This window comes from Mycolicibacterium novocastrense, assembly GCF_001570485.1.
In the GTDB taxonomy this organism is placed as follows: Bacteria; Actinomycetota; Actinomycetes; order Mycobacteriales; family Mycobacteriaceae; genus Mycobacterium; species Mycobacterium novocastrense.
Genome location: NZ_BCTA01000002.1, coordinates 57,085 through 68,682, shown reverse-complemented (window position 1 = coordinate 68,682; position 11,598 = coordinate 57,085). Strand labels below are relative to the sequence as shown.

12 protein-coding genes are annotated in these 11,598 nt (G+C 66.1%); 4 read left to right on the top strand and 8 right to left on the bottom strand.

The window, feature by feature from the left end; genetic code table 11:
• Positions 1-3: 3 nt before the first annotated feature.
• From RMCN_RS00510 to RMCN_RS00495, 4 genes are all read left to right on the top strand, one after another.
• Positions 4-306 (top strand): hypothetical protein, encoded by a 303-nt coding sequence (locus RMCN_RS00510; RefSeq protein ID WP_064346487.1) that lies wholly within the window; start codon positions 4-6, stop codon positions 304-306.
• A gap of 13 nt (positions 307-319) precedes the next feature.
• The gene (locus tag RMCN_RS00505) at positions 320-1,786 is read left to right on the top strand and encodes an adenylate/guanylate cyclase domain-containing protein (RefSeq protein WP_067386458.1); all 1,467 of its coding nucleotides are present in this window, start codon (positions 320-322) and stop codon (positions 1,784-1,786) included.
• 29 nt (positions 1,787-1,815) lie between these two features.
• Positions 1,816-3,114 (top strand): MFS transporter, encoded by a 1,299-nt coding sequence (locus RMCN_RS00500; RefSeq protein WP_064412967.1) that lies wholly within the window; start codon positions 1,816-1,818, stop codon positions 3,112-3,114.
• A gap of 87 nt (positions 3,115-3,201) precedes the next feature.
• Entirely contained in the window at positions 3,202-4,536 is a 1,335-nt protein-coding gene (locus RMCN_RS00495; protein ID WP_110765716.1) for an MFS transporter, read from the top strand.
• Here the strand turns inward: RMCN_RS00495 and RMCN_RS00490 are convergent.
• From RMCN_RS00490 to RMCN_RS00455, 8 genes are read right to left on the bottom strand one after another with little or no spacing between them, the layout of a single operon-like run.
• Entirely contained in the window at positions 4,453-5,022 is a 570-nt protein-coding gene (locus RMCN_RS00490; protein ID WP_067386456.1) for an isomerase, read from the bottom strand. The two genes, RMCN_RS00495 and RMCN_RS00490, sit on opposite strands and share 84 nt — an antisense overlap.
• Positions 5,022-6,248, bottom strand: a complete 1,227-nt coding sequence (locus RMCN_RS00485) for a cytochrome P450 (protein WP_067386871.1) — start codon at positions 6,246-6,248, stop codon at positions 5,022-5,024. Before RMCN_RS00485 ends, RMCN_RS00490 begins: the two co-directional genes overlap by 1 nt.
• The gene (locus tag RMCN_RS00480) at positions 6,245-7,420 is read right to left on the bottom strand and encodes a cytochrome P450 (protein WP_067386454.1); all 1,176 of its coding nucleotides are present in this window, start codon (positions 7,418-7,420) and stop codon (positions 6,245-6,247) included. The genes RMCN_RS00485 and RMCN_RS00480 overlap by 4 nt, the downstream gene beginning before the upstream one ends.
• Positions 7,417-7,836 carry a VOC family protein gene (locus RMCN_RS00475; protein ID WP_067386452.1) on the bottom strand — a complete coding sequence of 140 codons (420 nt, stop codon included), beginning with the start codon at positions 7,834-7,836 and terminating at the stop codon, positions 7,417-7,419. Before RMCN_RS00475 ends, RMCN_RS00480 begins: the two co-directional genes overlap by 4 nt.
• Entirely contained in the window at positions 7,833-8,891 is a 1,059-nt protein-coding gene (locus tag RMCN_RS00470) for an NAD(P)H-dependent amine dehydrogenase family protein (protein ID WP_067386450.1), read from the bottom strand. The genes RMCN_RS00475 and RMCN_RS00470 overlap by 4 nt, the downstream gene beginning before the upstream one ends.
• Positions 8,884-9,933, bottom strand: coding sequence for an NAD(P)H-dependent amine dehydrogenase family protein (locus tag RMCN_RS00465; protein ID WP_067386448.1), 1,050 nt, complete (start codon positions 9,931-9,933; stop codon positions 8,884-8,886). The genes RMCN_RS00470 and RMCN_RS00465 overlap by 8 nt, the downstream gene beginning before the upstream one ends.
• Positions 9,930-11,153: a cytochrome P450 gene (locus RMCN_RS00460; RefSeq protein WP_067386446.1), complete on the bottom strand. Its 1,224-nt coding sequence runs from the start codon at positions 11,151-11,153 to the stop codon at positions 9,930-9,932. Before RMCN_RS00460 ends, RMCN_RS00465 begins: the two co-directional genes overlap by 4 nt.
• Entirely contained in the window at positions 11,150-11,587 is a 438-nt protein-coding gene (locus RMCN_RS00455; RefSeq protein WP_064412886.1) for a hypothetical protein, read from the bottom strand. The genes RMCN_RS00460 and RMCN_RS00455 overlap by 4 nt, the downstream gene beginning before the upstream one ends.
• Between the last annotated feature and the right edge of the window lie 11 nt (positions 11,588-11,598).

Below are 11,598 nucleotides of genomic sequence, written 5' to 3'. Positions count from 1 at the left end.
AGCATGATCAAGAACGGCACGCGACTGCAGAGCCAGGTGTGCGACACCCAGGTGATCGTCGTGCGCAGCTCGGACAGCCTCGACGATCTGCGCGCGGGCGGCGTTCCGATGGTGCCCCTGGATGCCGAGAAGAGTACCGACGTTCAGATCGACCCCGAATTCTCCGACGGCAACGCGATGGGCAAGCGTTATGTCGACGACAACGGCGCCGAAGTCCTGGTGACGAAGGCCGGTGCCGGAACGCTGAGCGTGGGCACCACGCCACTGTCTCTCAAAGAAGCCAAGCCCCTGCCCGCGAGCGACTGATACCTTCCTCTGGGTGAGGCCGCGCCGCCTGCTCACCCGGTATGTGGCCGGGCTCGCGTCGGCCTACCTGCTGACTGCGGTCGAGGTCATCGCGATCGTCGGATTGCTGGGCGGTCGCGACGTGGTCACTCCCGAGAATGTGATCACCGCGGCGGCACTGCTCGCGGTCGGCACCGCCACCGTCGGCGTCAGTGCCGCCTACATCCTGCTCCCGGCGTTGCGGTATCTGCGCGCGGGGCGCGAGCCCACCGCCGCCGAACGACGCTCGACGCTGACGATGATGCGCCGCCAGGCCGCGGCCACGGTGGCGCCGTGGATCCTCACTGCCGCGGTCCTGGTACCACTGAACCTCGACGCCGGATCCGAGGCGCTGGCGGTGATCGGATCGGCCATGCTCTTCGGGACGATCGCCACGGTGTGCACCGGCTTCCTGTTCACACTACGAACGTTGCGACCCGTATTGGCCAGCGTGGCAGTCGATTCCAGCACGCCGACGTTGACGGCGCCCGGAGTCCGGGCGCGGCTGCTGCTGATGTGGACCGTGTGCACCGCCCTGCCGGGCGTCGCCATCGCCGCACTGCTGATCATGCGGAACAACGGGTGGCTTCTCGAGGAGACCGCGGCCATCGAGTTGGCGCTGATCGTGCTCGCGTTGGTCGCGGTCGTGCTCGGTCTGCGTTCACTGATCCTGACCTCCATGTCGATTTCCGACCCCGTTCAGGAAGTCGTCCAGGCGATGGCCGATGTGGAGCGCGGGCAAATCGACCGGTCCGTTGAGGTCTACGAGTGGTCCGAGATCGGCCGTCTGCAACGCGGTTTCAACCGTATGGTGGCCGGGCTGCGTGAACGTGACCGGCTGCGCGACCTGTTCGGCCGCCACGTCGGCGAGGACGTGGTCCGGCGAGCCATCGAGGAGAACGAGTCGTTGTCCGGCGACGAACGTGACGTCGCGGTGCTGTTCATCGATCTGGTCGGGTCGACTCCGTTGGCGGCCACCCACGAGCCCGCCGAGGTCGCCGAACTGCTCAACGAGTTCTTCCGTATCGTCGTCGCGGCCGTGGATCAGCGGCACGGCTTGATCAACAAATTCCAAGGCGATGCGGCACTCGCCGTCTTCGGTGCTCCCCTGCGCGTCGACGATCCAGCGTCGGCGGCGCTGATGACCGCACGCGATCTGGTCACCGATCTGCAGCGCCTGCCACTCGACTTCGGCATCGGGGTCTCGGCCGGACCCGTCTTCGCGGGCAACATCGGCGCGGAGAACCGGTACGAATACACCGTTGTCGGGGACGCGGTCAACGAGGCGGCCCGACTGGCCGACCGGGCCAAGGAGTTTCCCGCGCGAGCGCTGTGCTCAGGCAGCGCGCTCGAACGTGCCAGCACGGCGGAACGACGGCGCTGGGAGGCACAGGGATCGGAAAACCTGCGCGGCCGATCCGCCCCCACCCAGATGTGGACACCGGCCGCCGAGCCTGGTTAGAGACGCGGACCGTCGGGGAATACAGCGGCATGGTTGCGCGCACCGCGGACTCGGAGGCCATTCGGAAAGCCGTTGTCGGCGCGTCGATCGGCAACGCCGTGGAGTGGTTCGACTTCGCCATCTACGGGCTGTTGGCGACCTACATCGCCGAGAAGTTCTTCCCGCCGGGTGACGAGACCGCCGCGCTGCTCAACACATTCGCCGTCTTCGCCGCCGCGTTCTTCATGCGGCCCTTGGGCGGGTTCTTCTTCGGCCCACTCGGCGACCGGATCGGCCGCCAACGCGTTCTCGCGCTGGTGATCTTGCTGATGTCGGCCTCGACTCTGGCCATCGGACTGGTTCCCAGCTACGACGCCATCGGGGTGGCCGCACCGCTGCTGTTGCTGTTCCTGCGGTGCCTGCAGGGCTTCTCGGCCGGCGGCGAGTACGGCAGCGGGGCGTGCTTCCTCGCCGAATACGCCACCGACAGGCACCGCGGCTTCATCGTGTCGTTTCTGGTGTGGTCGGTGGTCGTCGGTTTCCTTCTCGGTGCGCTGACGGTCACCGGTCTCGAAACCCTCCTGTCCGAACCGGCGATGAACTCCTACGGCTGGCGGATCCCCTTCCTGATCGCCGGCGCGCTCGGTGTCGTCGGCCTCTACATCCGGCTGCGGTTGAAAGACACACCGGAGTTCGAGAACCTGCGCGAGCAGGGTGAGGTCGCGACGTCACCGCTGCGCGAGGCGCTGCGCACCTCGTGGCGGCCCATCCTGCAGATCGCCGGCCTGGTGGTCATCCACAACGTCGGCTTCTACATCGTGTTCACCTACCTGCCAACGTATTTCACCGAGACACTCGAGTTCACCAAGGTCGACGCGTTCGTCTCGATCGCCGTCGCCAGCATGGTGGCCATCATCCTGATCCCGCCACTGGGCGCGCTGTCCGACCGGATCGGGCGCAAGCCGCTGCTGTATTCCGGTGCCATAGGCTTCGCCCTCTTCGCCTATCCGCTGTTCCTACTGCTGAATTCGGGCTCGCTGGCCGCCGCGGTCACCGCCCACGCCACCCTGGCGGCGCTCGAGTCGGTCTTCGTGTCGGCATCCTTGGCCGCCGGCGCAGAGCTGTTCGCCACCAGAGTCCGCTCCAGCGGATACTCCATCGGCTACAACATGTCGGTCGCCATCTTCGGCGGGACCGCGCCGTATGTGGCGACGTGGCTCGTCGACCGCACCGGCAATGAAATCGCTCCCGCCTATTACGTGATCGCCGCCGCCGCCGTCACCCTTGCGACGCTGTTGACGATGCGGGAAACCGCGCGGCGGCCGCTGCGAGCGACGGTGCACACATAGCGCACGCGTGGGCGGCGATTTCGGGGTATTTCGTTGCGGTCACCGCAACCGGGTGCACCGAAATCGGGTATGGCACACAATCGAAGGATGTCGACGGTGTCTTCACCGGTCTCGCCGATGCGCGTGGGGCTGGCCAGCTTCATCGGAACAACGGTCGAGTTCTACGACTTCCTCATCTACGGCACCGCAGCCGCGCTGGTCTTCCCGGAGCTGTTCTTTCCGGCCGTGTCCCCTGCGACGGGATTGCTGTTGTCGTTCGCGACCTTTGGCGTCGGGTTCGTCGCCCGTCCTCTCGGCGGTGCGGTGTTCGGTCACTTCGGGGACCGGGTGGGGCGCAAGAAGATGCTCGTCTACTCGCTGCTCGTGATGGGGATCGCGACGGTGCTGATGGGCCTTCTGCCGACCTATGCCCAGATCGGTCTCGCGGCCCCGATCCTGTTGACCGTGTTGCGGCTGGCGCAGGGTTTCGCGGTCGGAGGCGAGTGGGGCGGTGCGACGCTGATGGCCGTCGAGCACGCTTCGGACCGGCGCAAGGGGCTCTTCGGGGCCTTCCCGCAGATGGGTGCGCCTGCCGGGACAGCGTGCGCGACGCTGGCGTTCTGGGCGGTGTCGCGGCTCCCCGACGACCAGTTTCTGGCGTGGGGTTGGCGCATCCCGTTCGTGGCCAGCGCCCTGCTCATCGTCATCGGACTGGTGATCCGGCTGTCGATATCGGAGAGCCCGGACTTTGCGGCGCTGCGGCAGCGCGCACAAGTGGTGCGCATGCCGATCGCCGACGCGTTTCGCAGGCACTGGAAGCAGATCCTGCTGGTCGCCGGCGCGTACTTGTCTCAAGGGGTGTTCGCGTACATCTGCGTGGCGTATCTGGTGTCGTACGGTACGACGGTTGCCGGGATCGGCCGTACGCAAGCGCTTTTCGGGGTGGCCGTGGCGGCGGTGGTAGCGGTCGCCACCTACCCGATGTTCGGTGCGCTCTCCGACCGTCTGGGCCGCAAGCCCGTCTTCCTGGCCGGGGTGATCCTGATGGGCATGTCGATCGGCCCGGCCTTCGCGCTGATCAACACCGGCAGCGCGCTGCTTTTCGGTGTCGCGCTTCTGCTGGTGTTCGGGTTCGCGATGGCGCCGGCCGCCGGCGTGACCGGCTCGTTGTTCAGTCTGGCGTTCGATCCCGACGTCCGTTACAGCGGGGTCTCGATCGGCTACACGCTGTCCCAAGTGGTGGGCTCGGCGTTCGCCCCGACCATCGCCACCGCGCTGTACGCGGCGACGAGGACCAGCGACTCGATCGTGGCCTATCTGGTTGCCGTCTCGGTGATCTCGGCGATATCGGCGTGTTTCCTACCGGGTACGTGGACGCGGCCGGCGGCGGATCAACCGCGCGAACTCGACCGTCGAGCGGCGGACCGAATCCCATTCGAGTGACACCAGCAGCGTGTCGACCATCGCGAACGGCAGGGTGGTCGCCACCGCGCCGCGTCCGTATTCGATGTGCCACGAACCGGGATGGATCGTCAGGCCCCGCGCCTGACCCTTGTCCAGGCATGTGCGTTCACCGGGGAGCAACGTCATCGCGGCGCTGTCGTCGGATTCCAGGTCGTAGGAGTCGATACGTCCGGCCATCAGGAACTTGTGAATCTGCACCCGCTTGTAGCGTCCGGAGAAGCCCTGCGTGCCCGTCGGCGAACCGAAGATCACGATGTACTCGCGCGGACTGAAGTACACGAACCGGACCTTGCCGAGGATTCCGCCTGCTTTGCTCGCCACCCACCGTCCGGGTTCCGCATCGATGAGGTCGGGGTACGCCTCGGCGAGCAATTCGACGGCGCGGGTGGTCAGTGCGCCGGTGGGCAGTCCGACGAGCTGGGCAGCGACGCCGTGCAGCACGTCGGGGTCGATCTGGTAACGCATCAGCCGAACTCTATCGGCAGGCTCGTCGGTCCGCTCATGCCCAACAGCGGCTTCCACGGCGCCGGCCCGGTGACGCGCGGGTTCGGCATGCGTCGCGCGATGATGACCAGGGCCTCGCAGAGCTCGCGTCGGGCGAGGTTGGCACCCAGGCAGTAGTGTGCGCCGCCGCCGAAGGTGAGGATCGGTGGCGGATCGGCACGGGTGATGTCGAAACGGGTCGGATCATCGTAGATGGCCGGATCGCGGTTGGCCGCGTAGGTGTTCACGATGATGAATGTGCCCGCGGGGAAGGTGTATTCACCGATGGTGACGTCGTGAAGGGCGCTGCGCACGGTGCTGCACATCGACGGCGAATGTCGCATCGTCTCTTCGACGGCGCACATCGCGAGTCCGGGCTGGTCGCGCAGCAGCTCCCATTGCTCGGGATGCTCGCACAACACCTGCATGGACGCCGCCAGTTGGCTTCGGGTGGTGTCGGTGCCCGCGATCAGGATGCTGAACGCCAGCATGCGAAGCTCCCCCGCGTTGAGTCGGTCGCCGTCGTCTTCGGTGCGGATCAGCTCGGAGAGCAGATCGTCGGTGAGGTCCTCGCGCCGGTGGGTGATCATCTCGTCGATGTAGGCGTCGAATTCGTCCCACGCCTTGAGGACCACCGGCTCTTCCTCGGCCAGATCGCAGTCGAAGCTGACGATCTTGAAGATGTCCTCGGCCCACCGGGAGAACCGCTGCCAATCCCGGCGGGGCGCGCCCAAAAGCGCGCAGATGACCGGGATCGGGTACGGCCTGGCGATGTCGTCGACGAATTCGCACCGGCCGCGGGCGGCGACTCGGTCGATCAGTTCGTTGACCACGGTGTGGATGGTGGGGTCCATGCGCGCCGTCCCGCGTGGTGTGAATGCCTTCGACACCAACCCGCGCAATCGGCGGTGCTCCTCGCCGTCCATATTCAGGATGCTGCGGGTCACCCTGTCCCACAACTCCCCTGAGGTGATCCCATGTGCGGACAGGTGTATGCCCTGCGGGATTCCGAAGCGCGGGTCACGCAGAACGGTCCTGGCCAGTTCGTAGGACAGCACCTCCGGGCCGATCGGGCCGAGCGCGATCGGCGCTTCCTGCTGCGCCGCGCGAAACTGAGGGTAGATCTCCTGGGGGGTCGCTGTGATGTCGTAGGTCAGCGTCGGCAGTCCGGCGTCGAAGACGCTGGGTTTGGCCGCTCCGAGGGTCATGGCGCCGTCCCCGCGCGGATCCTCAGGGGGAGCTCTCGCAGCGAGCAGGTCGCCGAGGGCCACGTAATCTCCGGGACGTAGCCCTCGATCAGGTCGAAATCCGATATGCGCGTAAGCCATTCGGTTACGACCAGCCTCAGCTCCATCCGGGCCAGGTGGGCTCCCAGGCATCGGTGCGGACCGCCGCCGAAGCCCCAGTGCTTGTGCAACTTGCCGTCCATCACCAGGTCGTCGCCGGAGTGTGGATCGCTTCCGTCACGGTTGATCGCGCCGACACAGAGTCGAACCTGTGATCCGGCCGGCAAGGTGACGCCCGCGACGGTCACCGGCCGGGTGGTCACGCGCCCGAGCACCGGCGCCGCGGGCTCCAACCGGATCACCTCCTCGACGAACGCGCCGACGTGGTCGGGGTTCTCGCGCAGGTGCCGGCGCAGATCCGGGCGACGGGCCAGCTCCAGCATCGCGGCGCCGATCGAGGCGGTGACGGTGTCCAGGCCCGCGAGGACGAACACCAGCGACATCCCCGTGGCTTCGGCGTCGGACAGCGCATCCTCGCCGTGGAGCACGTCGGACAGTATGCCCACCTGTGGCGACTCCCGCTGTGCCTGAACGGCTTCGGCGAGATAGCCGAAGAGTTCGGCTGCCGGGGTCAGGTCCACGCTGTTGGGATCGGTCGCCAGGCTGACCGCGATGATCGCGTCCTTCCAGGCGATCAGCCGTTCGCGGTCGTCGAGCGGAAGGCCGAAGAGGGTGAGGAAGACCTGCGAGGGATACGGGATCGCGAGATCGGCCATCACTTCACACTCGGAACGGTCGGCGATCTCGTCGATGATGTCGATCACCTGCGCCTGCAGCGACGGCAGCAGCGCGCTCAGCGTCTGGGGGCTGAAGTACGGATGCAGGAGCCGGCGGTAGCGGGTGTGTTCGGGAGGATCGAACCCCAGCGGCACCAGGGGCACCGGGCTGATCATGTCGTCGTAGTCGGTTCTCGACGAGAACGTTTCCGGATCGCGCAGTGCGGAAAGCACATCCTCGCGGCGGGTGAAGTAATACCAGCCCTCGCCGTAGAGCAGCGGGCCGAGGTCGCGCAGCTTGGCCCAGCCCGCACCGCGGTCCCGCGCCATCGGCAGGTCCTCGTAGAGGACCTGCGTCAACCCCGAACCCTCGCTCATGACACGTTGGTGGCCAGAAACGTCAGCGGAAGGCCCAGGACCGACAGGTCGATCTCGTCGAGATACGAACCCTCTCCGGAGAAGCCCTGGCGGAAGCGGGTGGTCGAGCCGTAGCGCTGCGCGACCGATTCCGCCGCCGAGGCGTCGGGCACCCGCAGCACCACCGTGTAGACACCGTCACCCCGACGCTCGAGGAAGTCGTTGACGTAGTTCGCCACCGAGGCCGTCGAGCCGGGAACCGGGCTGATCAGCTCGATCCCCCGGTTCCAATCCAGGTGGACGCGCACGCCGAGTTCGGTCAGTTCGGCTTCTTCGAATGCGAAGCCGAGGTCGGTGAACAGCGACGCCATCGCGACCCGCCGTTCCGGTGCCACCGCGAACACGACGTGGTGCAACTGCAGTGGTTCGGCGGTCATTTCCGGACCAATCCGCGCGGGCGGACGAGGCCGAGGTCCAGGTGGGTCAGCCAACCGGGCGGGCCGTCGCAGACGTCGGGAATGGCGTTGATGGCACCCATCGCGGTCCACGTGTAGCCCGGGTGTGTCATGGTCCCGTCCGCTAAGACCAGACCGTGCATCGTGAGTTCGGTGGGCGGGTCGCCCTCGATGACGATGCGATAGCGGGTCCTTCCCCAATCCCACGCGGGGTCGAGTTGATCGGGGCCGGCGGTCAGGTAGATGGCGTGGTACACGATCAACGGGTTGCCATCGACCCAGGCGGTCCACTCGTGGTGTTGTGCGGCAACCGTTCCCCGCGGGATCGCGCCTTCGTCGTGCGCGATGTCCTCGGTGGCGACGGCGGCCTTCACGTCCGCGGCGGTCACGTCGTCGATGGTCACCCCGAGGCCGTCGGCGACCATGTGCATCGACTGCGCGAAGAACGGCACACCCAGACCGAGAATCGTTGGCTCCGAGAGGAACTGGCCCTTGTCCTTGCCGAACCCCATCCAGTCGATGTGGTCCATGGGGGCATCGGTCAGCACATTGACGACTTCCCACACCTCGATCCTGTCGACCCTGCTGGCGACGCGGGCAAGCGTGAGCGGAAGTATGTCGCCCGCGTAACCGGGATGGATGCCACCGGCGTGGAACGATGTGCCGCCGTCCTGACATGCCGCCCGGATCTTGTCTCCGCCCTCGCGAAACCGTTCGGTCGGATGGAAGAAGCCACTGGTGGTGACGACGTTCTTGCCCGAGCGTAGGAGCCGGCACACGGTGTCGACGTCCATGATGATCGGCGTGTAGAACACGCAGTCGGCGTCGAGTGCGACCATCGCCTCCACATCGTCGGTCGTGGCCACTCCGGTCGGTCCGATGCCTGCGATCTCACCGGCGTCCTTGCCGACCTTGTCCTTGCTGTGCACCAACACGCCGACGAGGTCGAATATCGGGCACTGCGTGAAATGTCGCACTCCGACTTGACCGACGTCGCCCGTCATCCACTGAATGACCCGGTACGTTTTGTCAGACATTGAGCACTCCCCTCGGAAGCAGAAGCGGCAGATCGTTGTACGTGGCGATGCCGGGAGGTGCGGCCACGACGGCGGGTATCGCGGTGATCGCCGGCATCGCGACAATCGACAGGCCCAGCATGATGTAGTCGTCCAACGTCTCGCCGACGAATCCCTCGGGTGGAAGGAAGCTCAGGGTGGTCTTGATCGTCGGCGTGCCCTGAACCTCCACGGTGTAGCCCATGTCGAGTTCCCAATCCGGTTCCAGGGTCTGCCCCTTGCGCCACCGACCGCGGATCTCGACGACCTCCTTGTCGCCGATGACGCCTTTCCAGGCGACGTCCACCCCGGCGACACAGCCTTTCGCGATCAGCCAGTCCCCGGGCAGGTGTAGGTCTTCGGTGGTCTGGGCGTAGGCGACGTCGCACCGGACCTCGTCGAGTTCGACGCCGAGCGCGTCGGCCACGAGAAGAACTCCGTCGCGGAAGATCGCCGAGCCCTTTTCGGTGATCGACTTCAGTTCCGGCAGGTCGATGGGATACCCGAAGCCCATGGGCTTTTCGGTGGCGGGCGAGTTGTAGATGGTGGTGTCGATGGCCTCCACGACCGAAACTTTGTCCACACGTTCCGACAGCCCGGCCGAGATGACGGCGAACAGTTGGATGAACCCCGGGTTGATGCCGCTGCCGAAGATGGTCGAGCCGCCATCCCGACAGGCCCCGACGATGCGGTCGCGGTCATCGCCGAAGAAATGTCCGGTGATGAACTCGGACGTGGAGACGATGTTGATGCCGGCGCTCAGTATTCGCACCATGTCGTCGACGTCGGCGAACATCGGGTTGTAGACAACGCAATCCGGCTCCAGCGCCAGCAGTGCATCGATGTCATCGGTCGCGGACACGCCGAGCGCGTCGATGCCGCACAGCTCCCCCACATCGCGGCCGACCTTGTCCTTCGACCACGCGTAGCACCCGACCAGCTCCAGGTGCGGGTTCAGTGCGACAGCGCGGACGGATCGCTTGCCGACATTTCCCGTCGTCCACTGAACGATCCGATACGTCATGCCGCGGACCGTTCGGCGGGGCTGAAGACGACGGGCACCGAACGAAAACCGCGCGTGACCGAACTTCCGTGAAAGTGTGGCGAAGCGTCCGGGTCGATGGCGAGATCCGGCATCCGCGCCAGCACCTGCTCGATACCGACCTGCAACTCCAAGCGCGCGAGATTCGAACCGAGGCATCGATGGACACCCGCACCGAATCCGAGATGGCGGTTCTCGCGACGGTCGAGGATGCACCGGCCGGCGTCACGGAACTCACGCTCGTCCCGGTTAGCGGAGGCGTAGTTGACGATGACCGACTGGCCGGGGCGGAACGTATGCCCTCCCAGCTCAACCTCTTTCGCGACCGTGCGGGGAATTCCATGTATCGATCCCCCGAACCGAATGAACTCCTCGACGGCGCGGGGCAGCATCTCGCGGTCCCCGGCCAACCGGTCGCGTTCCGCCGGGTGAGTGGCCAGGTGATGAAAGGCGAATGACATTGCATTGGCGGTGGTCTCGAGGCCCGCTTGCACCAGTAACATCGCGTTGGAGACGACATCGGCGAACGGCAGCTTCTCACCGTCGATCTCGGCCGACAGCAGCACATCGATCATGTCATCGTGCTCCGGCTCGGTGCTGCGCGCTGCGACCGCGTCGTGGATGTGTTGATAGAGCCCGCCCCATGCCGCCATGCGCGAGTCCTCGGTCGCCCCGTTGAGCGCGGTGTCGGTCAGCTCGATGCACAGCGGGACATCGTCGATCGGCATACCGAGTAGGTATTTGAAGAACACGACGCCGGGCTGCCGCCAAGCCACCTCGGCCAGATCTCCTGCGCCTTGCTCGATGAAGCCGTCGATCAGCCGGTCCGTCTCCTCACGTATCTGAGGTCGAAGCGCCTTCATCCGAGCCGGCGAGAAGTACGGGTTGAGCACCTTGCGGAACTTCTGCTGCCGCGGGGGATCCAACGTGATGACCAGGTCGCCCGCGAGGTGCTCGGAGGCCTCCGGTGTCGGATTGCTGGAGAAGTGCTGCCAATCCTGCAGGATCTTGTAGCACTGCTCGTAGCGCACCGCGACCCATGCGCCGCCGGGCGTCGCGCTCAGGAACGGCGAATCGGTATGGGCGAAGGGCCCGTTTCGGCGCATCACCGCGTACACGTCGTAGAGGAACTCCTCATCGTTGAAGTCCTCGTGGCGCAGATCCCAGTTCTCCGCGTGCTGCTCCGGCGACCTTCGACTCACGGGGCCGAATCCTGCTGCTGTTGCGCCGCTTTGCGGGCTTCGCTCTCCTCGTGAATGCGCACCAGTTCGCGGAATCCGATCCGGTCGTACTTGGGAACCGGTTGGATGCCCCACTCGTCGCGCGCGGTGTCCTTGCCTTCGGCGCCTTCCGGGGGCCCGAGCATCGGGTACGGGACCTTGCACTCGAGCGTGTCGTCGGAGTAGCGGACCTTGAGCAAACCGCTGCAGATCTCGGTCAGGCTCAGGGTCGGGTAGCCGTACCACACCGCCATGAACGGCAGGGTGAACGCTCCCTCGATGACAAGGGCGATGAGGCAGACGAGCACCGCGCGCTTGATGTACTTGTGCATGCGCGCGTAGTAGGGCGTGGTGCCCGGGGGCAGATCCTCTGCGGGGTCTTTTTCGTCGGTGGACGAGGACGGTGAAGGCGTCATGGTGTGCTCCT

Bases quoted from the DNA above. Each gene is read 5' to 3' on its own strand.
- RMCN_RS00510 (WP_064346487.1), top strand. From the start codon at position 4: ATGATCAAGAACGGCACGCGACTGCAGAGCCAGGTGTGCGACACCCAG.
- RMCN_RS00500 (WP_064412967.1), top strand. From the start codon at position 1,816: ATGGTTGCGCGCACCGCGGACTCGGAGGCCATTCGGAAAGCCGTTGTC.
- RMCN_RS00495 (WP_110765716.1), top strand. From the start codon at position 3,202: ATGTCGACGGTGTCTTCACCGGTCTCGCCGATGCGCGTGGGGCTGGCC.
- RMCN_RS00490 (WP_067386456.1), bottom strand. From the start codon at position 5,022: ATGCGTTACCAGATCGACCCCGACGTGCTGCACGGCGTCGCTGCCCAG.
- RMCN_RS00485 (WP_067386871.1), bottom strand. From the start codon at position 6,248: ATGACCCTCGGAGCGGCCAAACCCAGCGTCTTCGACGCCGGACTGCCG.
- RMCN_RS00480 (WP_067386454.1), bottom strand. From the start codon at position 7,420: ATGAGCGAGGGTTCGGGGTTGACGCAGGTCCTCTACGAGGACCTGCCG.
- RMCN_RS00475 (WP_067386452.1), bottom strand. From the start codon at position 7,836: ATGACCGCCGAACCACTGCAGTTGCACCACGTCGTGTTCGCGGTGGCA.
- RMCN_RS00470 (WP_067386450.1), bottom strand. From the start codon at position 8,891: ATGTCTGACAAAACGTACCGGGTCATTCAGTGGATGACGGGCGACGTC.
- RMCN_RS00465 (WP_067386448.1), bottom strand. From the start codon at position 9,933: ATGACGTATCGGATCGTTCAGTGGACGACGGGAAATGTCGGCAAGCGA.
- RMCN_RS00455 (WP_064412886.1), bottom strand. From the start codon at position 11,587: ATGACGCCTTCACCGTCCTCGTCCACCGACGAAAAAGACCCCGCAGAG.